The organism is Hydrogenophaga flava NBRC 102514 (assembly GCF_001571145.1).
In the GTDB taxonomy this organism is placed as follows: domain Bacteria; phylum Pseudomonadota; class Gammaproteobacteria; order Burkholderiales; family Burkholderiaceae_C; genus Hydrogenophaga; species Hydrogenophaga flava.
The window spans coordinates 62,047-88,420 of record NZ_BCTF01000019.1; the positions used below are offsets into that span (position 1 = coordinate 62,047).

Consider the following 26,374-nt stretch of genomic DNA (forward strand, 5'->3'; position numbering starts at 1 on the left):
CGTGTAGGACCCGTCCTACCGCCAGACTGCGCCTTCACCGATGCCGGGGCGGCGGCACGGCCAACAGAATGGACTGCAACAGAAAGGAGTGCCTCATGACACAACAGACTGGATACATCGTTGGCAAGGTGGAGTTCCGCCCGGGCGACGGTGCCCTGATGCGGATCCCGCAGGGCCCGGTGGACATTGAGACGAACCGGCTCGAAGCCACCCTGAGCTGGGTGGACGGCGAAACCCACGGCGCGGCGGCCATGCCGCTGACCGACTTCAAGCGCTACGTGACCAAGGGCGCAATTGCGCTGCCGTAGCCGGCCGCCGGGGGCCTACACACCGAGGTAGCGCCCCGGCTTGTGGTTGAGCGCGAGGATGGCGCCGATGGCCACGGCGCCCACCACCGACTGCGCCACCTGCAGCGGCGGCAGCACCCACAGGGCCGCCAGCACCACGACAAGGTCGACCGACATCTGCACCTTGCCGGCGCTGTAGCCCCGGGCCTGCTGCAGCCACTGCGCAAGGATGTTGACGCCGCCCACGCTGGCCTGGTGGCGCAGCAGGGCGAGCAGCCCGAAGCCGATGAGGAAACCGCCGAGCACCGAGGCGAGCCAGGGGTTGAGCAGTTCAAAGCGCACCACCTTGGGCGCCAGCGTGGTGCAGACGGACACCAGGGCCACGGCACCGAAGCTCTTGAAGGTGAAGGCCGGGCCGAGCCGGAACCACGAGAGCACGAAGAACGGCAGGCTCAGCAGGAAGAAGAACAGACCGAAGGGCAGGCCGCTGGCGTAGCTGGCGAGGAAGGCCACGCCCGCGACGCCGCCGGTGAGCAGGCCGGCGTGGCCGAACATGGTCATGCCCAGCGCGACGAAGAGCGAGCCGGCGATCAGCGCGTGGGTGTCGTCGAACCAGGAGTGGGCGGCGGGTGCGGTGGCGGTGGAGGCGGCGGGGTCCATGTGCAGGGACAAGCATGGGATGTGCCATTGACACCGTTTGTCACGACCCGGCGGGCCAGCCGCCCTAGATTGCGCAGCGGAAGAACCGTCGTGAAAGGAAACAACACATGGACAAGTCGATGATCAAGGGCATGGCGGTGGGTGGCATCGCCATGGTGGTGCTCGGGGCCGGTGCGGTCACCGGGTACCAGAAGCTGGCGCAGCCGAAGGTGGCCGAGGTGGTCGCCGTGAAAGAGGTGCTGCAGACCGTGTCGACGCCACAGGTGCGCTGCGAGAACGTGGCGGTGCGCCGGCAGGCCCCGGTGCGGGACGAGCACCGCATCGCGGGCACGGTGATTGGCGGTGTGGCGGGCGGTCTGCTGGGCAACCAGATCGGCGGCGGCAACGGCAAGAAGGTGGCCACGGTGGCGGGCGCGGTGGCCGGGGGCTACGCCGGTAACCGAGTGCAAAAGAACTTGCAGGAAAACGACGTGGTCACGACCACCGAGCAGCGCTGCAGGACGGTGCAGCAGAAGTCGCAGCGGCTGGTGGGCTACGACGTGACCTACCGCCTGGGCGGCCAGGAGGGCAAGACGCGCACGTCTTTTGAACCCGGCGCCACGCTGCCGGTGAAGGACGGGCAGGTGGTGGTCACGCCGCCGCCGACGGAGGTGCGGTCTTAAGCGGGTCCGGGCGCCGCGCTCACGCCGTCAGCGTGAGCAGGATGTCGGCATACCAGGCGCAGTTCAGCCCCAGGGATTCGTCCTGCACACGGTCGCGGTTGCCCATGTCCATGCGCGCCGAGTGCACGCCCAGCAGCTGCCAGGGCAGCGGTGCGCCGTCGCGCGTCATGGCATGGTGACGCGTCACCACCGCCGCCCCGCTGGTGCCCCGGTGGGTGCGCGCGTCGGTGAGAAAGAAACCCCGGCCCTGGAAACGCACACCGAACGGTGAGGCGATCGCCGCGTGGCGCAGCACCGGCAGCTGGTACACGGTGTCGCGGAAGCCCAGCGGGAAGCCGGCGATGCACAAGGCCGCATCGATGGGCACGCTGTCAAAGTCGCCGGGCAGGTGCTCCGGCGTGAAGGCGCGGACGATGGCGCCTTCGGGCAGGGCGGTGCGATCAATCTCCAGCACGGCCACGTCGATCTCGCCACCACCGTCGCTGCCCTGGCGCCAGACGGCCGTCCCTTTCGCATAGAGCAGCATCGAAAACTCGGTGCAGCGCGAGAGGTTCTGTGCGTCCAGGTGCAGCGTGATCGCCAGCCGGCTGGGGCGGTGGTTGCTGGGTTCGTCGATCAGCACATGGCGGCTGGTCACGAGGAACAGGCGGTCGTCGCGCTGGAAAAAGAAGCCGGAGGCGTTGGTCAGGGCGATGTCACCGTCGTAGGTGGTGATGCCCGGCGTGGCCAGGAACAGTGGGTCCACGGCGGGCGTGGGCGCGGTCGGCCGGTCGGCAGGAGCTGCATTCATGTCCGCAGTGTCGGCGCATTCGGGTGCCTGTGCCATGTTCGCGCCGCTATGACCCGGGTGGGCGGTCCAGGTAGGCCCGCACCAGCGCGTGCAGCCGCTCGCGCCCGAAGCTCGGGTCGTGGCCCGCGTGCACCACGTTCACCGGCAGGCCGAGCAGGCGTTCCATGGTGCGCGCGTAGGCCGCGCGGTCGGAGTGCGGCAGTGCGTCGAGCAGCGGGCCGTCGTAGACCGCATCACCGGAGAACAGCGTGCCGGTGGCCGCTTCCCACAGGCCGATGCTGCCGGGCGAGTGGCCGGGCAGGTGCAGCACCTCGAAGTGGCGGTTGCCCAGGTCGATGACGTCGCCGTCTTCGAGTTCGCGCGTGACCGTGGCCTGCCGGATTTGCCAGGCCGAGAGGTCGTAGTCCGGCCGGGGCAGGGCGGTGAGCGCGGCGCCGCCGGTTTCGTAACCGGGCGCCGCGAAGTCCAGGTGATTGAGGTCGATGTCGCCCAGCGTGAAGGCCGGGTCGGCGCCGCGCAGGCCGGGCGCTTCGAGCCGGTGGCACCAGCAGTCGGCGAACTCGTGGTGGCCGCCCACGTGGTCCAGGTGCACATGGGTGGCCAGCGCCGCGACGCGCTGGCCGAACAGGTGGCGCGAGGCCTGGTAGAGGCTGCTCACGCCCAGGCCGGTGTCGACCACGAGGTCAATGTCTCGCCCGCGGATGTGCCAGATGTTGCAGCGGAGCAGCGGGACGACGTGGGGCTCGGTGATCAGCGTGAGGCCGTCGCCGAGGGAGCGGAATTCAAACCAGTCGCCGTCGAGGGTCGGGAGCATGGTGGGCCTGTGGGTGGGGAGGGCCAGTCTAGGCGGGCGTCTCGCTGAACACCAGCTCGAAGTCGAGCAGACCCGGCGCAGCGTCGGGGTGGCGCTGCACCAGTTCGGCCAGGGTTTCGTCGGGCCGCAGGTCGGCCGGCCAGGCGGCGCCGCGCGGGCGCACGGTGAGGGTGTATCGGCCGGCCATGAAGCGCATCGCGCCGGTGGGCAGGCCCTGTGCGTCCACCTCGGTCTGCGCAGCGTAGGGGCCGGTGGAGCCGGGCAGGCGCTCCCACACCTCCAGATAGCGGCCGTGCACGCCTGTCTCGATCACGCGGTCGGTGGCCTCGAACACCATGTAGCCGGCGTCGGGCGTGCTGCGCGGGGGCTGCACGTCCCAGCGGCGGTGCCAGGTGCAGACATCGGGCTGGCCGCCGCTGCCGAGCGTGATGCGGGTGAGGCCGCAGAAGCCCTGCAGCTGGGCGCGGCCGGTGGGCGTGGCGGGGTCCACACCTGCGGGCACACGCAGGTCGGCGTGCCAGCCCTCGGTCTGCAGCCAGTGCACGCGGGTCGTGGTGTCGCGGCCCTCAGGCGTTTCGAGCAGGGTGCGTTGCCACACGCCGCGGTAGGCGGCGGGCACGGGTTCGTCGGTCGCGGGCAGGTCGATCCAGTGGGTCATGGGTTCACGCCGCTTCGCGGTTCGCGCGCGGCAGGGCGTTGAGCGCGGCCACCGCCTCGGCCGTGCTGCAGACACCGCCGAGGATGCCGCCTTCGACGCCGATCATGGCCAGCGCGGGCGCCTGCAGCTCGGCCTGGCTGGCGGCGGTGGCGTCGCCCACGGTGGTGCAGACGAAGCCGCGGTCGATCGCCTCGCGCAGCGTGGAGTGCACGCAGACCTCGGTGGTGACGCCGCACAGCAGCAAGCGGCGGATGCCGAAGGCGCCGAGCAGCGCGCCCAGCGTGGTCTTGTGGAAGGCGCCGTAGCCGGGCTTGTCGATCACGTGTTCGCAGGACAGGGGGCGCAGCTCGGGCACGAAGTCGTGGCCCTGCTCGCCGCGCACCAGCAGGCGTCCCAGCGGCCCTGGGCTGCCGATGGGCGCGCCGGCCGCCACGCTGCGCGCCAGCTTGGCGGGCGGGCAGTCCGACAGGTCGGGCAGGTGGCCTTCTCGGGTGTGGAAGACGTGCAGGCCGGCCGCGCGCGCGGCCACCAGCAGGGCTTTCACCTGGCCCACCACAGCCTGCATGCGCGCAATGTCCAGCCCGGCCTGGTGCGCGTAGCCGCCGGGGCTGCAGAAGTCGCGCTGCATGTCGATGACGATCAGCGCGGTGGCCTGGGGGTCGAGGTCTTGCAGGTTGGTCATGGGCGGGTGAATCCGGTGGTGATGGCCTCGGCCATGCGGCGCGCGACCTCGTCGGCCAGCAGCTGGCCCTTGGCGGCGTCGGAGCCCTTGGCGGACGACAGCACGCCCGAGGGCGGCACCCAGTCGGTGCGCGGCGGGTACATGTCGTAGGGCGGGAAGTCGGCCGGGCCGTCGTCGGGCAGCAGGTCCATGCGCACCAGGCTGGGGTGGTGGTGCAGCATCATCGAGGTCTCCAGCACGGCCGCGTGTTCCAGCGCGAAGCCGGGGAAGCCGTCGGGGAACACGTCGCCCAGGGTCTCGGGCGTCATGAAGTCCCAGTACTCCAGCCGCATCACCTGCAGCGCGCAGGCCGGGTCGCCAGCCTTGGCGTCGCGCAGGCCGAGGTCGATGCCTTCGATCAGGAACCACTGGTTTTCGTAGTGGCCGTTGACCACCACCAGCTTGTCCACGCCGTGGCGCGCGAACTCGCGCACCGCATCGCGGATCTGGCCGATCAGCGTGGCGGCGTCGACGCTGGTGGTGCCGCAGAAGTGCTGCCCGCCGCCGCACTTGGGCTGCGACTTGTAGCCGTAGCTCAGCGTGGGCGCGACCAGGCCGCCCACGCGCGCCGCGGTGTCGGCCGCGACGGCGCTGGCCAGCAGGCCGTCGGTGCCCAGCGGCAGGTGCGGGCCGTGCTGTTCCAGCGCGCCCACGGGCAGCAGCACGGGCGGGTGGTCGGCGCGGATGCGCTGCTGGTAGTCGACCCAGGAGAGCTGGTTCATCCAGACGGTGGTGTTCATGGTGTGTGCACAGCGGTGGGGGCGGTTTCGGTGAGGGGCTTTTCAGCGGGCGGGAACAGGGCTTCGGCCAGCGCCGCGAAAGTGATCAGCGCGCCGCCGGCCCAGCCCAGGGGGCTGAGGCTCTCGCCACCGAATGCAATGGCCGTGCCCACCGAGACCAGCAATTCCGCCAAAAGGATGACGCCGGCGCGGCTGCTCTCCAGGTGGCTCACGCCGTACTGCCAGGTGACGGTCGCCAGCAGCATCCAGCCGAAGCCGTAGGCCAGCAGCGCGAGCCACAGCCACGCACCGATGCCGGGCAGTTCGCGCCCGGTGAGCGCGGTGGCGATGCCCGAGAGCAGGCCGCAGCCGACGAACACGGCGAAGGTCTTGGTGCGCAGCGGCACGCGGTGCGCGGCGCGCGCGATCACGTTGTTGGCCGCGAAGGCGAAACCGGCCGAGAGCGAGAGCGCGTCGACCCAGGTGAAGGCCAGCGCCTCACCGCCGATCCCCGGACCGCCCAGCACCAGCCACAGCCCGACGATGGCGCCCGCCACCGCGGCCCAGCGCGCGGGCGGGATGCGCTCCTTGAGGAACAGCCAGCCGCCCAGCACCGACCACACGGGCGACAGATAGAACAGGAACATCACCCGCGCCACGTCGCCCAGCATCACCGCGTTGACGAAGGAGGTGTTGGCCCATCCTCCTACCAGCACCAGCGCCAGCACCAGGCCCCACTGCGCACGCCAGGCGGCGCGATCGCGCCAGAGCACGACCAGCGCGAGCAGGCCCACCGAGCCGTAGGTGAGCAACGACACCAGCGGCCCCGGCAGGCCCTGCGCGACGAAGGCCTTGAGCGGCATCCAGGTCAGGCCCCAGAGCGTGGCCGAAAGCAGCAGCACGGCGGTGGCGACGCGGTCGGTGGGGTGGGCGGGCAACAGGTTCATGTGGGAACGTTCAGGGCATCACCGAGCCGCCGTTGGGGCCCAGCACCTGGCCGGTGTAGAAGCGGGAGAGGTCGCTCGCAAGGAACAGCACGGTGTCGGCGATCTCTTCCGGCGCACCGAGGCGGTGCTGCGGAATCGCCAGTTCCTTCTCCACCCACTCGACGCTCATGTGTTCGAGCGAGACCATGGCGGTGGCCACCGGGCCGGGCGCGACCGCGTTGGCGCGGATGTGCTGCGGCGCGAACTCGCGCGCCAGCGATTTGGTGAGGCCGATCACGCCGGCCTTGGCCGCGCAGTAGGGCGCGTAGCGCTCGCGGCCCAGGATGCCGAGGTCGGACGCGATGTTGACGATGGCACCCTGACCCCTGGACAGCATGCCGGGGATGAAGGCGCGGCAGACCAGGAACACGGCCTTGAGGTCCACGGTCAGCATCCGGTCCCAGTCGGCCTCGGTGGTCTCGAGGAACGGCTTCTCCTGAATGACGCCGGCGTTGTTCACCAGCACGTCCACGGCACCCACGGCTTCGGCCATGCGCTGCACCGCGGCGGCGTCGCTCACGTCGGCCTCGATGGCCTGCGCGCGGCCACCGGCCGCGGCGATCTCGCGCACCAGGGCATCGGCCGCGTCCGCCTGCCCGAGGTGGTTGACCCACACGAACGCGCCGGCCTGCGCCAGGCGCAGCGCCGTCGCACGGCCGATGCCGGTGGCGGCGCCGGTGACCAGGGCGGTGCGGCCCCGAAACGACAGCGCGACCGTCACAGCATCACCTCGCCGTGGCTGGGGCACAGGCACTGGCCGGTGAGGGCCGCAGAACCATCGCTGGCCAGGAAGAGAAAACTGCCGGCCAGATCGTCCGGCGTGAGCATGACCGGCACGGCCTGGCGCGCCAGGATCTCGCGCTCCACCTCGGCTCCGCTGCGGCCCTGCTCCTGCGCCATGGCCGCGAGCGATCGCATGGCGGCGTCTGTGCGCACCCAGCCGGGGCAGACCGCGTTGACGCGGATGCCGCGCGGGCCCAGTTCCAGCGCGAGCGAGCGCGTGAGGCCGACGATGGCGTGCTTGCTGGCGCTGTAGGCCGAGAAGCCGGCCACGCCGATGCGGCCCCAGATCGAGGACTGGTGGATCACGCTGGCGCCGCGCGGCAACAGCGGCAACAGCGCGCGCGTGAGCCGCCACATGCCGCTGACGTTGTTGTCCAGCAGCGCGGCCCAGCGGGCGTTGGCGTCGTCGGCACCGTCGTCGACGGGCGTCGGGTATTCGCTGCCGGCGTTGTGGACCAGCACGTCCAGCCGGCCGAAGCATTCGGCCACCTGCGCGGCGACAGCGGCCACCGCGGCATCGCTGCCCAGCTCGCACACCGCGCTGTGCACCTGGTGGCTGTGCAGGGATTCGACCAGCGCGTCCAGCGGCGCGGCCTCGCGGTCCAGCAACAGCAACCGGGCGCCCTGCGCGAGAAAGGCCCGCGCCAGCGCCTGGCCGATGCCACCGGCCGCGCCGGTGATGAGCACGGTGCGGCCTTCCAGGCCGTAACGGACCGTCATACCGCGGTCAGAAACGACACACCGACAGCGCCGATGAAGCCGTCGGCCCGGCCCGGCGTGCCGGGCGGCAGCACCTGCCCGTAGTCCTTGGCCAGCACGCGCGTGACGCGGTGGCGGTGGTAGGCGCGCAGCAGCTCGCCCACCGTCACCACCTGCGGGCTCTTGTCGGCATACAGCTGGCGATGCAGCGCGGGCAGCTGGTACCAGGGCGCGACGGGGCGCTCGTGGTGCGCGTTGTGGAAGCCGAAGTTCAGCCACACCAGGTTGAGCCACTTCGCGTCCAGGCCCACCACGTCGCTGTAGGTGTTGGCCTGCTCGTAGGCGCGGTCGCGCAGCTTGTCCTGCGGAATCGGCTTGTCGTCCAGGATGGGGTAGGCGTCGTAGGTGTGCTGGAAGCAGTCGGCAAAGCGCAGCAGGTGCACGAACAGCAGGTAGGCCAGCGCGTACAGCGCCAGCGCCTTGAGCGACCACCAGGCCAGCAGCGCCCAGGCGGTCAGCCGCACCACGGCCACGCCGACGATGCGACCGCGCGCAGCCTTCTTGCGCCCGTCCATGAAGGGCAGGGCGATGACGAAACCGCGCATCACGAACTCCACCGCCGGGATGTGCAGCCACTCCAGCGCCAGCACCACGCGCCGCACCACGGGGTGTGCGCGCAGGAAGGCCTGGTGGTCGAAGGTGATGACGTCGGCGCGCTCGACGTGGTGGCGCATGTGCTTGCGGCGCAGGTCGTCGAAGCTGGCGTAGGCGCTGCCGTTGATCCAGCTCATCAGAACGCCCCAGCGCTCGTTGGCCTGCGGCGTGCGGAAGATGGCCTGGTGAGCGAACTCGTGGATGAAGTAGGCCGACCAGGTGAGGGTGAGCGCGACCAGCAGCACACCGGCGGCGTTCAGCCACCAGGCGCTCTGGCCGAGCATCCAGATGCCGGCCGGCCAGCCCAGCACGGTCACCGCAAGGGCGAGCGTGTTGGGCAGCGCGCCGTCGGCGTGCCGGAACAGGGCGGGCATGGCCGCTTTCCTTTCGGGCTCTGGCGCTTACTTGACCAGGGCCTTGACCAGCGAGGCGTCGAAGGTGGCCTCGGTGGCGGGGATGGCGTTGATCTGGCCCTTGGCCTTGAGCAGCTGGCCGATCACCTCGCCGCTGGCGTAGTAGGAGGTGGTTTCCTTGGCGGGCAGGAAGGCCTTGGGCATCTCGGCCAGCGGGATGTTGTACACGCCGCTCATCTGTTCCTTGGCTTCCTTGGCAGAGACCCCCATGAACTTGCCGATGATCTTGGCGGCCTCGTCGGGCTTGGCCTTCATGTAGGCCATGCCGTCGAGGTAGGCCTTGATGAGGCCGGTGATCTCGGCCGGCTTGGCCTTGATGACCTTCTCGTCGAACACCAGCACGTCGGCGATCAGGCCAGGCGCGTCCTTGGACGAGAACACCACCTTGAACTTCTTGCCGCCGCCCTGGCCCAGCACCTGCGACAGGCTGGGCTCGTAGGTCACGCCGATGGGCAGCTGGCCCGAGGCCATGGCCGCCGGCACGGCCTCGGGCGTCATGCTGACGGGGCTGATGTCCTTCTCGCCCAGGCCGTTGACCTTGAGCGCGTAGGACAGCAGGAAGTCGCTGGGCGAGAGCGGGTTGTAGCCAACCTTCTTGCCCTTGAAGTCCTTGACCGACTTGATGGAAGCGTCGGCCACGATGGCGTCGCCGCCGTTGGAGTAGTCGATGGGCATGACCACCTTCATGGCCTTGCCGGCCGCCACCTGGCCGACCACCTGGTCGTAGGTCAGCATGCCGCCGTCGACCGCGCCCGAGGCGATGGCCGGCGGGATCAGCGCCGGGTCGGTGAAGACCTGCAGCGAGACCTTGAGGTTGTACTTCTTGAACAGGTCCAGCGACTCGGCCACATAGAAGGGGCCATAGCCGATCCACACCACGGTGGCGATCTTCATGTTGGTGGGCGCCGCCATCGCGGCCGCCGTGGCCAGCGAGAGCGCCACGCCCAGCGCCGGCTTGAACAGCCGGCCGAGCAGGGACGAAGAAGGGGTGGACGCTGCGGGAGAGGAGAAGAGACCAGCCAGTTTCATGGGAAAGCTCCGGTTGATGAGGGACGGGCGCAGGAGAGACGATCTGATGTCGTTCTCCCGGGCTTTTGTCCCTCCGTGGAGCCTGCGATGAGGCCGGCCCACTCTCGGACCAGACCCTGCGCTGCCGCAGACGGAACCCTAGTGGACCTACGCACGAGCCGCTGCAACCACCGGTCACAGACCGCTCATCCATGCTGGCGAGGTCAATGCACGGAGCGTGCCAGGGTCTGCGGGGCGGGTGGGCGCACCAGGCGCACCAAAGCGCGGCAGAAACCCGGTGGCGCGGGCCGCGCGTGAACAGACTTGGTGCGCCGGACCTTGGCGAACCGGGTGGCGCTCAGTCGTCGCCCAGGTCCTTGCCGTGGTTGCTGCGCCAGATCGCGCGCAGCAACCAGATGGCGCCCGCGAAGGCGCTGGCAAAGCCGATGAAGCCGAAGGCCGGCAGCCCGAACAGCGTGGGGCCGCCCTGCACCGTCATGACGATGGACGAGCCCACGATCAGCGCCGCGATCAGCAGCGCCATCGCCAGCCGGTTGGCCGCGCGGTCGATCTGGTCGCCCACGCGCTTGAGGTGGGCGATGTCGATGCCCACATGCACCTTGCCGCGGCGCGCGTTGCGCAGCAGCCGCGTCACGTCGTCGGGCAGCTGCTCGGCCACCGACAGCGCGCGCCGCAGCGTCTTCCAGGCGCGCGTGGCCATGGCCTTGGGCTGGTAGCGCGCGCGCACCACCTGTTTGAGCAGCGGCAGGGCCTCGCCGGTCATGTGGAAGTCCGGGTCCAGGCCGCGGCCCATGCCTTCGAGTGTGATGAAGGCCTTGATCAGCAGCGCCAGATCGGACGGCAGGCCCAGCTGGTGGCCGCGCAGGATGGCCGTCACGTCGCCCAGCATCTGGCCCAGGTTCAGCTCGGCCAATGGGGAGCCGTGGTACTGGTCGACGAAGGTCTCGATCTCGGTTTCCAGCGACGAGAGGTTGGCGGTGTGCGCGTCGCCCGCCCAGTCCAGCAGCACGTCGGCCACCGTGCGCGGGTCGCGCTCGACCAGGCCCATCAGCAGCTGCAGCAGCTCCTCGCGGCGGCGCGCCGAGAGGCGGCCGACCATGCCGAAGTCGATGAAGGCGATGCGGTTGTCGGGCAGGTAGAACACGTTGCCCGGGTGCGGGTCGGCGTGGAACAGGCCGTCCTGCACGATCTGCTTGAGCACCGCCTGCGCGCCGCGCCGCGCCAGCAGGGTGCGGTCCAGCCCGGCCTCGTCGAGCTGGGCCAGCTCGTGGCCCGCGATGCCCTGGACGAAGTCCTGCACGTTCACGCGCGCGCGGGTGAAGTCCCAGTGCACCCTGGGCACCACGATCCAGGGCAGGGTGGCCATGTTGGTGGCGATGCGCTCGGCGTTGCGGCATTCACTGGCCAGGTCCAGCTCGCGGCGCAGCGACTGCGCCAGCTCGCGCACCAGCTGCTGCGGGCGGTAGGGCTTGAGCGCGGGCAGCTCGGCCTCGGCCAGCGCGGCCAGGCGGCCCATCAGGCGAAGGTCGGCCTCGATGGTGCGGTCGATGCCGGGGCGGCGGATCTTGACCACCACCTCGGTGCCGTCGTGCAGCTGCGCGCGGTGCACCTGCGCGATGGACGCCGCGGCCAGCGGCTCGGTGTCGAAGCGCGCGAACACCGCCTCGGGCTCATCGCCCAGGTCCTCGCGCAGCTGCGGCCGCAGATCGTCCAGCGGCAGGCCGGGCACGTTGCTGTGCAGCTTCTCGAACTCGGCGATGTACTCGGGAGAAAACAGGTCGGCGCGGCCCGCGAGGATCTGGCCGAGCTTGACGAAGGTGGGCCCCAGCTCTTCGAGCACCAGGCGCAGCTGCACCGGCGGCTCCAGCCGCGCGAGGTCGGCCGCGTGCTCCCAGCGCAGCGCATGGCCGGCGCGCTCCAGCCGGTCCGCCAGGCCCAGCCGGCGCACGCTGTCGCCAAAGCCATGGCGGATGAGCACACCCAGAATCTGGTTGAGGCGGCCCATGTCGCGGGCCGAGCCCAGGGTTTCGATCAGCATGCGGCCATCATAGGCCGGGCGTGAGGCGCACGCACCAGCGCGACGGCAGCTCCTGGGTCAGCGTGGCGCGCACCAGCAGAAAGCGCTGGATCACCGCCAAGTTGGTCCGCAGGTGCTCGGTGGCCTCGCTGCAGGTGTAGGCCATCTCACGACCGCTGCGCTGCACCGCCAGCGCCGCGGGCAGGGCCAGCTGGTCGGCCAGATGGGGGCCGACCGCCGCGCTGCTGGCCTGGTGCGCCCGCAGCTCGCGCAGCAGGCGCGCGGCCACCTGTTCGGAGCTGAGCGATTTTTCGCCGAGGGACGTGAACACCTCGGTGACGTGCTCGTGCGCCAGGGTCAGCATCAGCGCGTTGCCCGGGCCTTCGTTCTGCCGCACGTTGGGAATGCGCAGTTGGTCGCCGGACCAGCCCATCGCCTCGCCCAGCACCGCCAGCTCGCGCTCGGCCACGCGGCGCGGCACGGCCGCCACCAGCGATTCGGCGAACGACGCGCAGGCTGCGCCCCGCTCGCGAAGGTCGAAGGGTTGCAGGCCATCAACCGCTGGAGCGATCTCCGCCAGCATCTCGCCACCACCCGCGGGGTAGAAGCCATGCCGGCGCAAGGTGACGCCAACCGTCGCGCCCATGCGCGCCAGCAGCGGCAGGAACGCGCGCTCGATGGAGTGGAAGTTGGGCGCCAGCGGGTTGTGCGTGCCACCCGAGAGCGAGAGCCGGCTCGGCGCGTCGGCCAGCATCAGCGCCGGCAGCAAGGTCTGCAGCACCAGCAGGCAGCTGCCCGCCGAGCCGACCGCAAAGCGGTGCTCACCGGGCCGCAGGGCACCGGGCTCGAACACCAGCGTCTGCGAACCCAGCTCGGCCCCGCTCACCTGCGCGCCCGACACCGCCTGCGCGGCCAGCACGCAGGCCAGGTGCTGGCGCATCAGGCCCGGCTTGGGCCGCTTGGCGCGGATGCGCTCGATGGTCACGGGCTGGCCGGTGATCATCGACAGCGAGAGGCTGGTGCGCAGGATCTGGCCACCGCCTTCGCCGGTGGAACCGTCGATGGTCAGCATGCGGGCTCCTTCATCGCGGTGGGATCGAAGCGCAGCACGGTGTCGTGCAGCATCGCATCCAGCGCCACCGCGCCTCGCGTGGGCAAGGCCTGCACCGGCTCCACCGCATTGCGCGCCAACTCGGCCTCGATGAACGCGTGGATGCCCGGCCAGCGCGGACTGGTGGCGGCCTCACCGGCGCGCATCTTCACTTCCAACAAGGCATTGATCTCGGCGATCAGCGCGGCGTCGGTCGCCGGGTCCAGCGTGTGCTGGGCCAGTTCGGCAAAGCGCATGGGCGGCACGCCGGGCTGCGCGCGAATCCAGCGCGCGGCCAGCAGGGGGCGCAGCACGTAGAGGTACTTCTTGTAGCGCACGGTGTCGGCCTGCAGGTGCTCGCGAAAGTTCTTCTTCGCCATGGAGGCGTAGTGGTGCCAGCCCTTGGCGTTGGAGAACACCTGCTCGGCCAGCGCGCGGAACCGCGCCATCACCTCGGTCTCTTCGCGGTACACGATGGGCGAACGCAGCCACTCCAGCAGCGTCGGGTTGGACTCGCGCAGCAGACCCAGCGCCTTGCGCAGGTCCCAGCCGTTGATGTCCAGGTCGCCACTGATCGGCAGCTCGATCACATCGCGCCCCGGCGCCACCGTCAGGTACCACGGCAGGCGGTTCACATAGATGAAGCGCACGTCGTAGTCGCTGTCGGGCGAGGCGAAACCCCAGCCCCGGCTGCCCGATTCGCAGGCGAAGAGGATGGTGACCTGGTGCTCGACCTCGATGGCGCGCAGGTGGTCCATGACCTGTTCGCGCATGGCGGGGTCTATGGGGTGGGCGGAGTGGAGGAATTCTTGTTTGTGTGACATGTTTTTTGTCATAGATTTCAGTTCATCTATGCAATCTCTATTGATCAGTCCGTGCTGCTGGCAGCCAGGGCGGATATGGTCCTTTTTCGTGGATTCCAGACCGTCAGACACCAGATGCCCCACCACTCTTTCCCAGCGTCAAAATAGTTGCTCCAGGTGCTGCGCTCTGGTTCGGCATCGCAATTTCCGACCCAGTCCAGCACATCGATTTCCTGGTCGGCGTCAAGCCCAACAACCTCACAGAAGTCGGCGAACAGTCCTTGTCTGCACATCGCCCGGTAGGGCGGGTTGTCAAATGATTGAAACAGCCATTCGAAATCGGTGACCGATGCAAACGGTTTGATAGACGATGCGTAAGCACCCGGCACGAAAGGTCGCGGATCGACGATCTGGTCCGAACCCCAACGGGTCGGACGGGCATGGGTCAGGTCAAACTCCAATTTGCAGTCGACCTCATTGCGCTCCCTGATTTCGCGAAACAACGTGTCGAGAACCTCGCGATGCTGGATTTCCGAAGGGACCGATTCGTCGGGCTCCACGACCCGTACGGTGAAGTCGAAAACACAACCGGAAGCTTTCATTTCCTTTCGCACGTCGTCGACAAGCCGTTGCGAAAAATCTGGTGATGACTTCTTGTTTTCTTTCGGTAGTTTGTTCATGTGGTTTCTCCCTTGAAAGTGCTCACCCCTTCACACACAACACCTGCTTGAGCGTGTACACCACCTCCACCAGGTCCTTCTGCGCCTCCATCACCGCGTCGATGTCTTTGTAGGCCATCGGGATCTCGTCGATCACGGCTTCGTCCTTGCGGCATTCCACGCCCTCGGTCGCCTTGATCTGGTCCTCGACGGTGAACATCTTCTTGGCCTTGGTGCGGCTCATCACGCGGCCCGCGCCGTGGCTGCAGCTCTCGAAGCTCTCGGGGTTACCCAGGCCGCGCACGATGTAGCTGCGCGCGCCCATGCTCCCCGGGATGATCCCCAGCTCGCCCTTCTTCGCGCTCACCGCGCCCTTGCGCGTCACGAACACCTCTTCACCGAAGTGCGTTTCCTTCTGCACGTAGTTGTGGTGGCAGTTCACCGCTTCCACGTGCGTCTCGAAGGGTTTGGTGATCACCTGCTTCACCGTGGCCACCAGGTTCTTCATCATCACCTCGCGGTTCAGGCGCGCGAACTTCTGCGCCCAGCCCACGCCACGCACGTAGTCGCCGAAGTACTGTGAGCCTTCCTCGAAGTACGCCAGGTCCTTGTCGGGCAGGTGGACGTTGTTGCGCTCGGCGTCCTTCTTCGCCAGTTCGATGAAGGTGGTGCCGATGGCATTCCCCACCCCACGCGAACCCGAGTGCAGCATGAACCACACGGCACCGGCCTCGTCGAGGCAGACCTCGATGAAGTGGTTGCCGGTTCCCAGCGTTCCCAGGTGCTTGTAGTTGTTCGTGTTCTTCAGGCGCGGGTACTGCTCGCAGATCGCGTCGAACTCGTCCTTGAGCGTGGACCAGGCCTGGTCCACCAGCGAGGGCGGGTTCTCCCAGCTGCCCTTGTCGCGGCCCGCACGCTGGCGGATCGGCGTCATGCCGTGCGGCACGGCCTTCTCGATCGCGGCGCGCAGCGGCCCCAGGTTGTCCGGCAGGTCTTCAGCACGAAGCGTGGTCTTGCAGGCCATCATTCCGCAGCCGATGTCCACACCGACCGCGGCGGGGATGATGGCCTTGAAAGTCGGCACCACCGAGCCCACGGTGGCGCCTATCCCTAAGTGCACGTCGGGCATGGCCGCGATGTGCTTGAACACGATGGGCAGGCGCGCGGTGTTGGCCAGCTGCTTCTTCGCTTCGTCTTCGACGGGCACGCCCTGGGTCCACATCTTGATGGGCACGCCGCCTTCGGGTTGTTCGGTGTTGTAGTTCATTCTTTGTTTCTCCATAGATATCTGGTGGACGCGACGGGATTCGAACCCGCATCAATGGGGCAACCACGGTTTTGAGTCCAGTGGCCCAGTGGGTGATTGGAAACGCGCGCCAGTGGCAGACCCGTCATCGGAGCCAGCACCTGCATCCTCAACCTTGCTCACCCACCGACTTGCCTGCCCCACCTGGTGTTACCCAGCCTGCCGGCATGTCTAATCATTTTTGGCAGTGGCGCTCCCTTCTGTGCCAGCGCGCCCGTGACCTTCAAAAAAATGCAGCGACGAGGGTTGTTGAAACGTTTTTTCTCCGCCATCCATTGCTGGACCGGGATTTGAACCCGGGCGCCGCAGACCGCTTTCGAAGTCCTTGGCCCACGTCCCGAAGGTCGTGTGCGTCTACCTGTAGTTCCATCTGCATTCGCTGCGAAATGAGGAGGATGTCCCTCGGCGACAAGGGTTGGTGAAACGTTTTTCTCGTGCTCTACCTGACTGAGCTACGACCCCAGTGATGGAGCCGACAGGATTCGAACCCGCGACCACGAGCATCTGTAGTTCCACCGGCATTCGCCGCGAGACATCCAAAACAAAAGAGCGCGACCAGATCGACAAGACGTAGCCTTGACCGGTTGCCCGGTTGGGGATTCGAACCCCGGCATCCAGATGTAGTCCTGTCCGCATTCGCGCAAAAAATCATCCTCTCAACGGCCCCCGCGTGGCGACCAACAAGTGGTGAGACAAGACAGTTTGGATGTAGTCCCACCTGCATTCGCCACGCGACGACGTTTTCTTCTTTCTACTGCTGGGCCAGCGAGACCTTCTCAATCTCGCCCACCCAGTGGTCTGCACCAGCGTTGCCCTTGGCAAACTGCGCCAGCATCGTGAACACCGCGTCCGAGAAGCCTCCGACATTCAGGATGTCGGCGCGCTCCACGGCCTGCGTGGTGCCGTCGGGCTGGATGTCGATGCACACCAGCTTGGCCTGCGGGCAACGCAGCTTGAGCTTTTCCCACTCGATCAGCGTGTGCGTCGCGCCACCGCGCCGCGCATCGACCCACGACTCGTTGTCCGAGACGAGGACCACCAGATCCACCTTCGCGCGCTGCTGGTTCAGCAGAGCCAGCGGCGCGCTGCAGTTGGTGCCACCACCACCGATGGCGGCCAGCGCCTGGGCGTTGGTCATCACCGAGTCGCGCGGATTCAGCGTCAGCTTCACCACGTCGCGTTCGAACGGCAGCACACGGGCCTGCGGGTTCTTGCGCAACACGGCGGCTGCCACCAGGGCCGCGACGTCGATGCAGCGCACCGACGAAGTGGCACCCACGCGGTGGCCGGTCACGGGCGAACCCATGGAGCCCGACACGTCGGGACACACCACCACCTGACCCTGCAGCGCCGGCACGTTCACCAGCGCCGCTTCCATCGCGTCCTGCAGCGCCTCGCGCACGGCAGCCGGCACGTTCTCACCGCAGGCCTTGAAGGCCGCCATGAGCTGGTACGGGAACACCCGCGCCTTGGCCACCGCCACCGGGTCGCGCAGTTTCGCCGCGACCGCTTCGGTCATACCGGGCTGCTCGAACACGCCGTGCCGCGCAAAGGTGTTCAGGTTCTGACGCACCATCTGCCACGAACCGGCGCGGGCGATCTGCGCCCACTGATCGGCTTGCAACTCCAGCGCGGTCAGCATCTGGAACGGCACGTCCGGCACCTCGGCAACCTCACCTGCAGCCAGCGCGCGCTTGAAGCGCTCGAAGGCTTGCGTGGCGGGCGGCAGCGCGGCCTCGTCATACGGCTTGCCGATCAGCCAGGCGAACCAGGCGGCGCGCCAGGCCTCGGCAGGCTTGGGGTGCACCATCTTCACCACGTCGGCCAGCGAAGGCGTGTTTCCCACAGCGGCGTTCAGCAGCTGCTTTTCGGTGGCGTTGAGCAGCCATTGCTGCACCAGCTTCTTGGGCCGCGTACCGAGGGACTTGCGACCCAGGGCGCCGCTGCGCAGCATCTGCACGAAGCCGCGCAGCGTCTTGCCGTTGTCCACCACGCGGCCGAACACCTGCGACAGCAGAGCCACTTCGCGCACCGCCAGCATCGAGGCCAGCAGCACGGGCATGTCCTTCATGTAGGCGGACTGACGGGCGTACACGGCGGTCTTGGCGACGAAGGCGGGCTCGACTTGCGCGGCCAGCGTCTGCACCGCGTCCAGTTGCGACTGGGCGTCGGCGTAGAAGGTCTGGCTCAGGCAACCGGTGGCCGCGATCTGCGCCAACCGGTGCTTGGGGCTCAGGGCGTAGGCGGGTGCGCCGGCCTGGTTGCGGGCCGTGGCCTGGGGCAGCAGCCGGCCCTTGAGCGTCTGGAAGAGTTGGGTGTTGACCATGTTGTTCTCCGTGTTCATTCAACTTGTGTGCTTCTTCCTTTGCAACGGGTGTGCCAGGTCGGGATCGGATCAACCGGATTTCTCTTAGATCATTGATTTAATTGAACAATTTTTCATGAAAAGGCCCAACCAGCCCGTCGTGTCGTCAACACCTACACCTTGAAATATAGAATTTCAGCTAACTATCTATCCATGAAGCCATGCCATCCAAAACCGTCGTCATCGGATTCCTCGGCACCCAGCTCGACAGCGGTCGCGGCGCCGGGCGCTGGGAAAAGTGGCGGCCCACGGTCTCACTGGCGCAGCACGAAGACATGCAGGTGCACCGCCTGGAGCTGCTCTACACGCGCCAGCACCAGGCCCTGGCCGATCAGGTGAAGCAGGACATCGAGACCGCGTCGCCCGAGACCGAGGTGCGGCTGGTGCCGCTGCAGATGGCCGACCCCTGGGACTTCGGCGAGGTCTATGGCGTGCTCTACGACTGGGTGAAGCAGTACCCCTTTCAGCCCGAGCGCGAGCGCTACTGGACCCACATCACCACCGGCACGCACGTGGCGCAGATCTGCATGTTCCTGCTGACGGAGGCGCGCCACATTCCCGGCGTGCTGCTGCAGACCTCACCGCCGCGCAAGCAGCGGACGGGCAACCCCGGCAGCTACGCGCTGATCGACCTGGACCTCTCGCGCTACGACGGCCTGGCCCAGCGCTTCGAGGCGGCGCAGCGCGACGCGCTGGACTTCCTCAAGAGCGGCATCGCCACGCGCAACCCGGCCTTCAACGCGCTGATCGAGGAGATCGAACGCGTGGCCCTGCGCTCCAAGGCGCCGATCCTGCTGACCGGGCCGACCGGCGCGGGCAAGTCGCACCTGGCGCGGCGCATGTTCGAGCTCAAGAAGTCGCGCCACCAGGTGGCGGGCGAGTTCGTCGAGGTCAACTGCGCCACGCTGCAAGGCGACGGCGCGGCCTCGACCCTGTTCGGCCACAAGAAGGGCTCCTTCACCGGCGCCGCAACCGACCGCGCCGGCCTGCTGCGCATGGCGCACGGGGGCGTGCTGTTCCTGGACGAGATCGGCGAACTGGGGCTGGACGAGCAGGCCATGCTGCTCAAGGCGGTGGAGGAAAAACGCTTCTACCCGGTGGGCAGCGACCGCGAGGTGCAGAGCGACTTCCAGCTGATTGCCGGCACCCACCGCGACCTGCGGGCCGACGTGCGCGCGGGTCGTTTTCGCGAAGACCTGTTCGCGCGCATCAACCTCTGGTCCTACCACCTGCCGGGGCTGGCCCAGCGCCCGCAGGACATCGAGCCCAACATCGACCACCTGCTGGTGCGCAGCGCGGCCGAGCTGGGCCGCGCCGTGCGCTTCAACGCCGAGGCCAAGGCGCTGTACCTGCGCTTCGCGCAATCGCACGAGGCGCACTGGCGCGGCAACTTCCGCGACCTCGCGGCCAGTGTGACGCGCCTGTGCACCCTGGCCGAAGGCGGGCGCATCGGCACGCCGCTGGTGGAAGCGGAGCTGCAGCGCCTGCGCTGGCTCTGGCAAGACGACGCCCCGGCCGGCGGCGCCACGGCGGCGGTCGACCTGGGCACCTTGCTGCCCACCGAACAGCTGGACACCATGGACCTGTTCGACCGCCTGCAGCTGGAAAGCGTGGTTGCGGTCTGCCGGTCCTCACGCAACCTGTCGGAAGCCGGCCGCACGCTGTTCGACCGCTCGCGCAGCCAGCGCAGCGTGGTCAACGACGCCGACCGGCTGCGCAAGTACCTGCAGAAGTTTGGGCTGCGCTGGGACGATCTGGCGCAGTGAGCCTCAGCGCAACGCCAGCGACTCCCGCTTCCAAGCCGCATCCGGCCAGCGGCTGAACGGCCCCAGCGCCTCGGCGTCGAAGGCGGTGCGTTCTGGTGTGAGCGTGGCCACCTTCACCACCTCGAAGCGGCGAATCGTCTTGCCTTCGGCCAGGGCCTCGCGCGCCACCAGCATGCGCTGGCCACCGGGTTCCCAGCCGGCGAACTCGGCGTAGCCGGTGCCAGGTTGCAGCGCGGCGGGCGGCAGCACCTGCACGGCCCAGCCGCTTGCGTCCTTCCTGAACACCCACAGCTCGCGCCAGCCGTCGACCGGCTGCACCGCCAGCGCCAGCGCCGTGCCTTCGCGGTTGGGCGCGGCCGAGGCGGCCCAGACCTGGCCCCAGCTGCACCGTTCGGCCAGTGCGGGTGCGTCGGCCTTGGCTTTCGGGTCGCGCAGGCTCACGCAGGTCTGACCGTCGTCGGCACGGCGGGTGGCGACGGTCAGGCGGCCCGATGCGGGCACGGCCGGCGCGGCGGCCCAGCGCACGGCGTTCACGCGCACGGCGGCGGCGTGGAAGCGCGCGAGGTCGTCGTCGACCAGCTCAGCCTTCTCGATGCGGCCGATGGCGTCGATGGCGCGTTGCGCCGCCTGGCGCGCGGTGTCGGCCTGGTTGCGCTGGGCGCGGGCGTAGGCGATGCGGCTCCACACCTCGGCCTGGCGCGTGGCGATGCGGGCGCGCCAGTGGGGCACGAGCGCCGGTGCGTCGGCGTGGGCCAGCAGGTCGGCCAGGCCTTCGTCCAGCGCCTCGCGGTCGGCGATGCGGGCCGGCTGTTCCAGGCACTCGGCGCGGGTCAGGGCCAGCGCGGCGCGGGCCTTCTGTTCGGCGCTGGCTGCGGGCAGGACCAGCAGGCGGCGCCAGGCATCGCCTTCGTAACAGATGTTCATGCGGCCATCCTGTTCCCGTGTGGTCAGCTCGACACCGTGGCGGCGCGCCACGTCCAGGTGCGCCGTCAGCAGCGGGTCGTCGGCGCGGCCGGTGCCGGCGGTGGCGCGTTCGGCCAGGCGCTCGGCCTGGCGGCCGATGGCGTCCATCACGGCCGCGCCGGGCGGCCCCTGCAGCGCGGCGGTGGGCAGGGCCTGGATGGCGGCGGCGGCCAGCGCCAGGCCCAGCGGCTCTGCGCCGGGCTGTTCGCTCACGAAGCTCATCAGAGCCAGCAGCTGCGGCGCCTCGGCGGCGTCGCCGGCCACGCGCATGAGCTGGGTGGCGCGCACATAGCCGCCGCGCTCGCGGTGGTGGTCCCAGACCTGCAGGAAGTCGCCCTGGGCGCCGCGGATCTCCAGCGCCTCGCCGCGCCAGAGCAGGGTCTGGCTGGCGGCGCTGTCGCTGGGCGCGGCGCGCAGGACGACCTTGTCGCGCGTCACCAGGCCGACGGCAGCGGCCGGCGCGGACGCGGTGGTGGTGGTGGCGGCGCGGACCGTGGCGGTGTAGAGCGTGGCGGCCAGCGCGATGGCCAGGGTGCCGGCCCAGAGGTAACGGGCCCAGCGGGTTTTGGGTTTGAAGCTCATCTCATTGCTCCCCGTCGTCGTCGGGCAGTTCGGTGTTGCGCGGTGCGGCGGCGACGTTGCCCAGCAGGTTGCCGCCGATGAAGCCACCACTGTTGGGCGGCGCGATGATGACCTGCACCTTGTCGCTCAGGCGGTCGGCCATGGTCTTCTGGATCAGCAGCGGGTGCTTGGTGATCAGCGCGCCCTCCATCGCCATCTGTTCGGCGTTGACCTTGCCGATGTTCTTGAGGCGGTAGGCCTCGGCGTCGGCCAGTTTCTGGCGCGCTTCGGCCTCGCCCTCGGCCTCAATGCGGCGCGCCTGGGCCGCACCCTCGGCCTGCTTGACGCGCGAGACGCGCGCGGCCTCGGCTTCGAGCTGGCGCTGTTCGATCTGGCGCTGCTTGAGCGGCAGCACGTGTTTCATCGCCTCTTCCTGCGCCTTGGCCGCGATCACCTGTTCACGCGCAGCGGCCTCGGCCTCGACCTCGCGCCGTGCCTTCTCGGCCGTGGCGGTCAGCTCGCTTTCTTTCACCTGCTTCTCGCGCAGCTCCAGCGTGTAGCGCATCTTCTCGGCCGACAGGCCTTCGGTCAGCAGCACCTCCATGCCTCGACGGTAGTCCTCAGGCAGGTCGATCTTGCCGATGTGCACCGAGCGCAGCAGCAGGCCATCGGTCTTCAGGCGCTCGCGGATCTGGGTTTCGATGTCCTGCTCGATCTGGGCGCGCTGCGAGGAGAAGATCTCGCGCACCGTGTGGCGGGCGACGATCTTGTAGACCGTGGCCTGCACCGCGGGCTCGACGATCTGGCCGTCGATGTCCTTCGGGTAGCTCAGCGCCTTCGCGCCGCCGATGCGCGAGGGGTCGATGGCGTAGCGCACCCGCAGGTCCATGCCGATGGACAGGCCTTCCACCGTCTGCGCCGGGGCGGGGCCGTCGGCCGTGGCCATGGCGACGGCCATCCAGGTGCGGTCCTGCAGCGACAGCGTGGCGAGCTGGTGCAGGCCGGGCCACACCCAGACGGGGCCTTCGCGCCAGACGCTGGTGTCGCCGGTCAGGTTGTTGGTGCGCAGCGCCAGATGGCCGGGTTCCAGCGGCTGCACCGGCGGGTGTTTCACCAGCGTCCACGCAGCGCCGGTGGCGATGGCGGCGGTGCCCAGGGTGAGCAGCACGGGGCGCAACGGGTAGGGCTGGCGCGGGGCGCGGTCCACCGCGTCGGTGCCCACGGTGTCATCGCCCGCGTCGGCGGTGGCGATGCGCCCCCCCCGCAGCCATTGCGCCAGGGCCAGGCGGGTGGAACGGGTGAGGGTCTTGAGTCGGTGCAGCATGGTGTCCTCCGGGTGTTGTGGCCGGCGTTCCCAACCGCGGGTTCGCCATGCCCTGCATCGTTCCGGAGTGGCGCGGAAGTCTCAATGCGGCCGCCGGGCGGGTTTGCCGCCGGCCCCGGAAGAAAAACTCACAGGGGCCCATCCCGGGGCGCTTCGATAATCGGCCCATGCCCACCGTTGCCGTGATCGAAGACGACCGCCCCACCAGCGACCAGCTGGCCGGCTGGATCCAAGCCGCCCGCCCGGAGCTGACCGTGCACCAGTGGTTCGACCGCGACAGCGCCGAGGCCGCGCTGGCGCGCGAGCGCTACGACCTGGTGGTGCTGGACATCGAGCTGGGCCGCGAGCGGCACGCGGGCGTGGCCATCATCAACACCATCAACAAGCTGCACCAGGGCACGCCGGTGCTGGTGGTCTCGGCAATGCCGGCCGCCATCTACCGCAGCATCATGAAGGCGCTGGACGCCTGGGACTACCTGCAGAAGACCACCTTCGACGAGGCCGAGTTCGTCGAGACCTTTCTGGACATCCTGCGCAGCGCGCGCTCGCAGAAGGGCGCCGAGCCGGCGGCCGCGGCCGACGACGAACTGAGCCTGGACCCACTGTGGCAGCGCTCGCCCACCTGGCGCGGGCAGCGCATCAACCTGCCGCTGACGGCCCAGCGCATCCTGGCCGTGCTGGTGCAGCACAAGGGCCAGACGGTGAGCTACGAAGACCTGTTCGAGGTGGTCAAGAGCGGGCGCAACCGCGACAACGTGCGCAAGCACGTGAGCGCGATCCGCGACGCGTTCCGCGATCTGGACCCCACGTTCGACGCGATCGAGAACGTCCCCATGCGCGGCTTCCGCTGGTCAAGATGAAGTTCGGCCCGCTGGACCTGCCCTCGCTGCCGGCGCTCACGCTGCCGCGGCTGCCGCTGGCGGCGTTCCGGCGGCGCATCGTGTTCCACGGCGTGTTCCTGCTGCTGGCGCTGGCGGTGGTGGGGTTGGCGCTGACGCTGCTGGCCGAAGAGAAGCAGCGCGCGCGGGCGCGCTACGAGGCGGGCTTCCGGCAGACGCTCTCCACCCTGGCCGCGCAGCTGCGCCACCCGACCGGGCAGCTCGCGCTGATCAACGCCGACGCGGTGGCGCCTTCGGCAGCCGGGCTCTCGCCGGTGGTGCTGCCGTTCTCGGCGCTCGACTACTCCGACCCGTTCAAGGCGCGGCAGGCGGTGGAGATGAGCGGCTGCGCGGTGCACTGGCCGGACGACGGCGGGCAGCTGTGCGTGGGCGTGGGCAACAGCGCGTACGCGGGCGGCGTGGTCTACCTGGTGGCCGACCTGGTGCTGCCGCCCGCGGTGGCGCGCGAGAAGGGCACGCTGGAACTGGGCCCTGTGAGCCACGCGGTGATCCGCGCCGAGACCAGCGCGGGCTCCGAGCGCTGGGTCGCACCCTTCGAGGCGCCGGGCGACGCGCCGGCCGACCTGGGCGACGGCGGGCTGCGCGGCCGCATCACCGGCTTCGCGGGCGAGGGCACGCTGCTGGTCAAGGGCTCACTGCCGGTGCGCGATTTCCGCGGCTGGCTCTGGCAGGAAGCGGGTTGCGCGGTGCCGGGCCAGGCCCTGCCGGACTGCGCACGCCGCAGCCTGCTGTCGCTGCGCGTGCCGGTCGAGGCCTGGCGCAAGGCGCTGTTTGCGAAAGGCCCGCGCACCTGGCCGCCCGCCGACCTGGCGCAGACGCGGCTGCAGCTGCAGTGGGTGGCGCCGGGCGGGCAGGTGCTGTTCGACAGCGCGCGGCCGGACGCGGTGCAGCCGTTTTCGCTGCAGCAACTGGCGGGCACGCTGTCCGAGGGCGAGGTGCTGCGCATCGAACGCCTGGGTGGCAGCACGCCGCAGCTGGTGACGCAGCTGCGCGGCCAGGCGCAGGGCGAGGGCGTGGCCGCGCCCTGGCTCACGCGCCTGATCCTGCGGCTGCCCTCCAGCGACATCCGCACGCAGGTGCAGGCCAGCGAGACCGTGAGCACCTCGAGCGGCCGCTACCAGCTCAGTCTCAGCGGCGAGCTGGCCAGCGTGGACCGCAGCCTGAGCGCGACGGCCACGCGCGTGAGCGGTTTCGTCGGCGCGATGCTGGCCGCCATCTTCCTGGCCTGGCTGGTGATCGAGCTGGGCCTGATCCGGCCAGTGGCGCTGCTGACCAAGCGCGCGGCGGCGCTGAACTACAACATGCAGGACCCGCAGGTGGAGCGGCGGCTGGGCGAGCTGGAGGTGCGCGACATGGCTGGCCGCGACGAGATGGGCATCCTCGCGAGCACGCTGGCGGCGCTGCTCCAGCGGGTGAAGGAGGGCGTGCGGCGCGAGCACCTGCGCAACGAGCAGGAGCGCGACATGTGGCACGCGGTGGGCCACGAGATCATGTCGCCGCTGCAGTCGCTGATGGTGCTGCACGGCGACGCGGCCGACCCGAGCCACCGCTATGTGCACCGCATGCAGCAGGCGGTGCGCGTGCTCTACGGCACGGCCTCGCCGAGCGAGGCGATCACCGCGGCGACGGTGGAGGTGGACGCACTGGACCTGGACACCTTCCTGCGCCACGTGGCCGAGAACGCGCCGTATGCGGGTATCGCCGACGTGGTCTACGCGCCGGCCGGCGCGCCGGTCTGGGTGCAGGCCGACGAACACTCGCTGGAGGACGTGGTGACCCATGTGCTGCGCAACGCCGACCGCTTCCGCCCGGCCAGCACGCCGGTGACGCTGGCGCTGTCGGGCCTGGGCGAGGCGATGGTGGCGCTGGCAATCCACAACACCGGCCCGCCGATTCCCGAGGCGCTGCTGGACAAGATTTTCGACTACGGCGTGAGCGACGGCGCGGCCAGCGGCGCGCAGGGCGAGGGCCGCGGACAGGGCCTGTTCGTCGCGCGCACCTACATGGCCAAGATGGGTGGCACCATCACGGCCGCGAACGCCGCAGACGGCGTCACCTTCACCCTGCGCCTGCCACGCGCCACTTCACGGGCTTCCACTTCTGCATGAACCGCATCGCCGTCATCGACTTTGAAACCACCGGCACTTCGCCGAACCTAGGCGACCGCGCGACCGAGGTCGCGATCGTGATGACCGAGGGCGGGCGGGTGGTGGACCGGTTCCAGAGCCTGATGAATGCGGGTGTGCGCATCCCGTCTTTCATCACGCAGCTCACCGGCATCACGAACGCGATGGTGCAGGCCGCGCCGCCGGCGGCGCAGGTGATGGCCGAGGCCGCGCGCTTCGTGGGCGACGCGCCGATGGTGGCGCACAACGCGGGTTTCGACCGGCGCTACTGGCAGGCCGAGCTGGCATTGTGCGGGCTGCCCGCCATGCAGCCTTACGCCTGCACGGTGCTGCTCTCGCGCCGGCTGTACCCGGATGCGCCGAGCCACAAGCTGGGGCAGCTGGTGGACTGGTTCGGCCTGCCGCGCACGGGCAAGGCGCACCGGGCGCTGGCGGACGCGGAGATGGCTACGGAGCTGCTGGGGCGCATCCGGCACGACCTGATGTTGAAGCACGGCGTGGCGCGACCGGACCACGCGTTTCTGTGTGCCTTGCAGGCGTGTTCCAAGGCCGCGCTGCCAAAGTTTTTTGTCCGGCAGGCAGCGGCCCTGATGGCCTGAGTGGGCTGTCCCGTTGTCTGC

The 26,374-nt window shown here is 69.3% G+C and carries 25 protein-coding genes and 1 riboswitch; of the genes, 6 read left to right on the forward strand and 19 right to left on the reverse strand.

Features of this window, described 5'->3' with window-relative positions; translation table 11 throughout:
• Nucleotides 1-95 precede the first annotated feature (95 nt).
• The gene (locus tag HFL01S_RS16785) at nt 96-308 is read left to right on the forward strand and encodes a hypothetical protein (protein WP_066260710.1); all 213 of its coding nucleotides are present in this window, start codon (nt 96-98) and stop codon (nt 306-308) included.
• Nucleotides 309-323: 15 nt separating this feature from the next.
• Here the strand turns inward: HFL01S_RS16785 and HFL01S_RS16790 are convergent, their stop codons facing one another.
• A complete protein-coding gene (locus tag HFL01S_RS16790) occupies nt 324-947 on the reverse strand; it encodes a DUF6198 family protein (protein WP_066260712.1) in 624 nt (207 codons plus the stop codon).
• Nucleotides 948-1,054: 107 nt separating this feature from the next.
• Between HFL01S_RS16790 and HFL01S_RS16795 the strand changes: the two genes are divergently transcribed.
• A complete protein-coding gene (locus HFL01S_RS16795) occupies nt 1,055-1,609 on the forward strand; it encodes a glycine zipper 2TM domain-containing protein (RefSeq protein WP_066260713.1) in 555 nt (184 codons plus the stop codon).
• Nucleotides 1,610-1,628: 19 nt separating this feature from the next.
• Here the strand turns inward: HFL01S_RS16795 and HFL01S_RS16800 are convergent, their stop codons facing one another.
• From HFL01S_RS16800 to HFL01S_RS16875, 16 genes are all read right to left on the reverse strand, one after another.
• On the reverse strand, nt 1,629-2,399 hold the full coding sequence (locus HFL01S_RS16800; protein WP_066260780.1) for a trypsin-like peptidase domain-containing protein: 771 nt from the start codon (nt 2,397-2,399) through the stop codon (nt 1,629-1,631).
• Between the two features lie 46 nt (nt 2,400-2,445).
• A complete protein-coding gene (locus HFL01S_RS16805) occupies nt 2,446-3,213 on the reverse strand; it encodes an MBL fold metallo-hydrolase (protein ID WP_066260716.1) in 768 nt (255 codons plus the stop codon).
• Nucleotides 3,214-3,241: 28 nt separating this feature from the next.
• On the reverse strand, nt 3,242-3,871 hold the full coding sequence (locus tag HFL01S_RS16810; protein WP_066260718.1) for a hypothetical protein: 630 nt from the start codon (nt 3,869-3,871) through the stop codon (nt 3,242-3,244).
• A gap of 4 nt (nt 3,872-3,875) precedes the next feature.
• Nucleotides 3,876-4,553: a cysteine hydrolase family protein gene (locus HFL01S_RS16815; RefSeq protein ID WP_066260719.1), complete on the reverse strand. Its 678-nt coding sequence runs from the start codon at nt 4,551-4,553 to the stop codon at nt 3,876-3,878.
• On the reverse strand, nt 4,550-5,332 hold the full coding sequence (locus HFL01S_RS16820) for a creatininase (RefSeq protein ID WP_066260720.1): 783 nt from the start codon (nt 5,330-5,332) through the stop codon (nt 4,550-4,552). Before HFL01S_RS16820 ends, HFL01S_RS16815 begins: the two co-directional genes overlap by 4 nt.
• A complete protein-coding gene (locus tag HFL01S_RS16825) occupies nt 5,329-6,258 on the reverse strand; it encodes a DMT family transporter (protein WP_066260721.1) in 930 nt (309 codons plus the stop codon). The genes HFL01S_RS16820 and HFL01S_RS16825 overlap by 4 nt, the downstream gene beginning before the upstream one ends.
• A 10-nt stretch (nt 6,259-6,268) precedes the next feature.
• Nucleotides 6,269-7,018 (reverse strand): 3-oxoacyl-ACP reductase family protein, encoded by a 750-nt coding sequence (locus HFL01S_RS16830; protein ID WP_084383417.1) that lies wholly within the window; start codon nt 7,016-7,018, stop codon nt 6,269-6,271.
• On the reverse strand, nt 7,015-7,800 hold the full coding sequence (locus HFL01S_RS16835) for an SDR family NAD(P)-dependent oxidoreductase (RefSeq protein WP_066260722.1): 786 nt from the start codon (nt 7,798-7,800) through the stop codon (nt 7,015-7,017). The genes HFL01S_RS16830 and HFL01S_RS16835 overlap by 4 nt, the downstream gene beginning before the upstream one ends.
• Nucleotides 7,797-8,807 (reverse strand): fatty acid desaturase family protein, encoded by a 1,011-nt coding sequence (locus tag HFL01S_RS16840; RefSeq protein WP_066260724.1) that lies wholly within the window; start codon nt 8,805-8,807, stop codon nt 7,797-7,799. Before HFL01S_RS16840 ends, HFL01S_RS16835 begins: the two co-directional genes overlap by 4 nt.
• Before the next feature lie 27 nt (nt 8,808-8,834).
• Nucleotides 8,835-9,875 (reverse strand): ABC transporter substrate-binding protein, encoded by a 1,041-nt coding sequence (locus tag HFL01S_RS16845; RefSeq protein WP_084383418.1) that lies wholly within the window; start codon nt 9,873-9,875, stop codon nt 8,835-8,837.
• A 52-nt stretch (nt 9,876-9,927) separates the two neighbouring features.
• Nucleotides 9,928-10,028: riboswitch (guanidine-I (ykkC/yxkD leader) on the reverse strand.
• Between the two features lie 184 nt (nt 10,029-10,212).
• Nucleotides 10,213-11,913 carry an ABC1 kinase family protein gene (locus HFL01S_RS16850; RefSeq protein WP_066260725.1) on the reverse strand — a complete coding sequence of 567 codons (1,701 nt, stop codon included), beginning with the start codon at nt 11,911-11,913 and terminating at the stop codon, nt 10,213-10,215.
• Between the two features lie 7 nt (nt 11,914-11,920).
• Entirely contained in the window at nt 11,921-12,964 is a 1,044-nt protein-coding gene (rtcA, locus tag HFL01S_RS16855) for an RNA 3'-terminal phosphate cyclase (RefSeq protein ID WP_066260726.1), read from the reverse strand.
• Complete coding sequence (locus HFL01S_RS16860) at nt 12,958-13,806, reverse strand: nucleotidyltransferase domain-containing protein (protein WP_066260730.1); 849 nt, start codon at nt 13,804-13,806, stop codon at nt 12,958-12,960. The genes rtcA and HFL01S_RS16860 overlap by 7 nt, the downstream gene beginning before the upstream one ends.
• Nucleotides 13,807-13,850: 44 nt before the next feature.
• The gene (locus HFL01S_RS16865; RefSeq protein WP_157538915.1) at nt 13,851-14,465 is read right to left on the reverse strand and encodes a hypothetical protein; all 615 of its coding nucleotides are present in this window, start codon (nt 14,463-14,465) and stop codon (nt 13,851-13,853) included.
• A 22-nt stretch (nt 14,466-14,487) separates the two neighbouring features.
• Nucleotides 14,488-15,711: an RtcB family protein gene (locus tag HFL01S_RS16870; protein WP_066260733.1), complete on the reverse strand. Its 1,224-nt coding sequence runs from the start codon at nt 15,709-15,711 to the stop codon at nt 14,488-14,490.
• 790 nt (nt 15,712-16,501) lie between these two features.
• Nucleotides 16,502-18,094: an RNA-binding protein gene (locus tag HFL01S_RS16875; RefSeq protein ID WP_245644839.1), complete on the reverse strand. Its 1,593-nt coding sequence runs from the start codon at nt 18,092-18,094 to the stop codon at nt 16,502-16,504.
• A 182-nt stretch (nt 18,095-18,276) separates the two neighbouring features.
• Here HFL01S_RS16875 and rtcR point away from each other — a divergent pair, with 182 nt between their 5' ends.
• Nucleotides 18,277-19,881 (forward strand): RNA repair transcriptional activator RtcR, encoded by a 1,605-nt coding sequence (rtcR, locus tag HFL01S_RS16880; RefSeq protein WP_066260737.1) that lies wholly within the window; start codon nt 18,277-18,279, stop codon nt 19,879-19,881.
• Between the two features lie 3 nt (nt 19,882-19,884).
• Here rtcR and HFL01S_RS16885 read toward each other — a convergent pair whose 3' ends face one another.
• Complete coding sequence (locus HFL01S_RS16885; RefSeq protein ID WP_245644840.1) at nt 19,885-21,426, reverse strand: hypothetical protein; 1,542 nt, start codon at nt 21,424-21,426, stop codon at nt 19,885-19,887.
• Between the two features lies 1 nt (nt 21,427).
• Complete coding sequence (locus tag HFL01S_RS16890) at nt 21,428-22,729, reverse strand: SPFH domain-containing protein (protein ID WP_066260738.1); 1,302 nt, start codon at nt 22,727-22,729, stop codon at nt 21,428-21,430.
• Nucleotides 22,730-22,896: 167 nt separating this feature from the next.
• Here HFL01S_RS16890 and HFL01S_RS16895 point away from each other — a divergent pair, with 167 nt between their 5' ends.
• Genes HFL01S_RS16895 through HFL01S_RS16905 form a run of 3 tightly spaced genes read left to right on the forward strand, consistent with a single transcriptional unit; the run spans nt 22,897 to nt 26,353 of the window.
• Nucleotides 22,897-23,589, forward strand: a complete 693-nt coding sequence (locus HFL01S_RS16895; RefSeq protein ID WP_066260739.1) for a response regulator transcription factor — start codon at nt 22,897-22,899, stop codon at nt 23,587-23,589.
• Nucleotides 23,586-25,736 (forward strand): sensor histidine kinase, encoded by a 2,151-nt coding sequence (locus HFL01S_RS16900; RefSeq protein ID WP_066260740.1) that lies wholly within the window; start codon nt 23,586-23,588, stop codon nt 25,734-25,736. The genes HFL01S_RS16895 and HFL01S_RS16900 overlap by 4 nt, the downstream gene beginning before the upstream one ends.
• Complete coding sequence (locus HFL01S_RS16905; protein WP_066260742.1) at nt 25,733-26,353, forward strand: 3'-5' exonuclease; 621 nt, start codon at nt 25,733-25,735, stop codon at nt 26,351-26,353. The genes HFL01S_RS16900 and HFL01S_RS16905 overlap by 4 nt, the downstream gene beginning before the upstream one ends.
• Nucleotides 26,354-26,374: the final 21 nt, after the last annotated feature.

Bases quoted from the DNA above. Each gene is read 5' to 3' on its own strand.
- HFL01S_RS16785 (WP_066260710.1), top strand. From the start codon at position 96: ATGACACAACAGACTGGATACATCGTTGGCAAGGTGGAGTTCCGCCCG.
- HFL01S_RS16790 (WP_066260712.1), bottom strand. From the start codon at position 947: ATGGACCCCGCCGCCTCCACCGCCACCGCACCCGCCGCCCACTCCTGG.
- HFL01S_RS16795 (WP_066260713.1), top strand. From the start codon at position 1,055: ATGGACAAGTCGATGATCAAGGGCATGGCGGTGGGTGGCATCGCCATG.
- HFL01S_RS16800 (WP_066260780.1), bottom strand. From the start codon at position 2,399: ATGAATGCAGCTCCTGCCGACCGGCCGACCGCGCCCACGCCCGCCGTG.
- HFL01S_RS16805 (WP_066260716.1), bottom strand. From the start codon at position 3,213: ATGCTCCCGACCCTCGACGGCGACTGGTTTGAATTCCGCTCCCTCGGC.
- HFL01S_RS16810 (WP_066260718.1), bottom strand. From the start codon at position 3,871: ATGACCCACTGGATCGACCTGCCCGCGACCGACGAACCCGTGCCCGCC.
- HFL01S_RS16815 (WP_066260719.1), bottom strand. From the start codon at position 4,553: ATGACCAACCTGCAAGACCTCGACCCCCAGGCCACCGCGCTGATCGTC.
- HFL01S_RS16820 (WP_066260720.1), bottom strand. From the start codon at position 5,332: ATGAACACCACCGTCTGGATGAACCAGCTCTCCTGGGTCGACTACCAG.
- HFL01S_RS16825 (WP_066260721.1), bottom strand. From the start codon at position 6,258: ATGAACCTGTTGCCCGCCCACCCCACCGACCGCGTCGCCACCGCCGTG.
- HFL01S_RS16835 (WP_066260722.1), bottom strand. From the start codon at position 7,800: ATGACGGTCCGTTACGGCCTGGAAGGCCGCACCGTGCTCATCACCGGC.
- HFL01S_RS16840 (WP_066260724.1), bottom strand. From the start codon at position 8,807: ATGCCCGCCCTGTTCCGGCACGCCGACGGCGCGCTGCCCAACACGCTC.
- HFL01S_RS16845 (WP_084383418.1), bottom strand. From the start codon at position 9,875: ATGAAACTGGCTGGTCTCTTCTCCTCTCCCGCAGCGTCCACCCCTTCT.
- HFL01S_RS16850 (WP_066260725.1), bottom strand. From the start codon at position 11,913: ATGCTGATCGAAACCCTGGGCTCGGCCCGCGACATGGGCCGCCTCAAC.
- rtcA (WP_066260726.1), bottom strand. From the start codon at position 12,964: ATGCTGACCATCGACGGTTCCACCGGCGAAGGCGGTGGCCAGATCCTG.
- HFL01S_RS16860 (WP_066260730.1), bottom strand. From the start codon at position 13,806: ATGTCACACAAACAAGAATTCCTCCACTCCGCCCACCCCATAGACCCC.
- HFL01S_RS16865 (WP_157538915.1), bottom strand. From the start codon at position 14,465: ATGAACAAACTACCGAAAGAAAACAAGAAGTCATCACCAGATTTTTCG.
- HFL01S_RS16870 (WP_066260733.1), bottom strand. From the start codon at position 15,711: ATGAACTACAACACCGAACAACCCGAAGGCGGCGTGCCCATCAAGATG.
- HFL01S_RS16875 (WP_245644839.1), bottom strand. From the start codon at position 18,094: ATGAACACGGAGAACAACATGGTCAACACCCAACTCTTCCAGACGCTC.
- rtcR (WP_066260737.1), top strand. From the start codon at position 18,277: ATGCCATCCAAAACCGTCGTCATCGGATTCCTCGGCACCCAGCTCGAC.
- HFL01S_RS16885 (WP_245644840.1), bottom strand. From the start codon at position 21,426: ATGAGCTTCAAACCCAAAACCCGCTGGGCCCGTTACCTCTGGGCCGGC.
- HFL01S_RS16890 (WP_066260738.1), bottom strand. From the start codon at position 22,729: ATGCTGCACCGACTCAAGACCCTCACCCGTTCCACCCGCCTGGCCCTG.
- HFL01S_RS16895 (WP_066260739.1), top strand. From the start codon at position 22,897: ATGCCCACCGTTGCCGTGATCGAAGACGACCGCCCCACCAGCGACCAG.
- HFL01S_RS16900 (WP_066260740.1), top strand. From the start codon at position 23,586: ATGAAGTTCGGCCCGCTGGACCTGCCCTCGCTGCCGGCGCTCACGCTG.
- HFL01S_RS16905 (WP_066260742.1), top strand. From the start codon at position 25,733: ATGAACCGCATCGCCGTCATCGACTTTGAAACCACCGGCACTTCGCCG.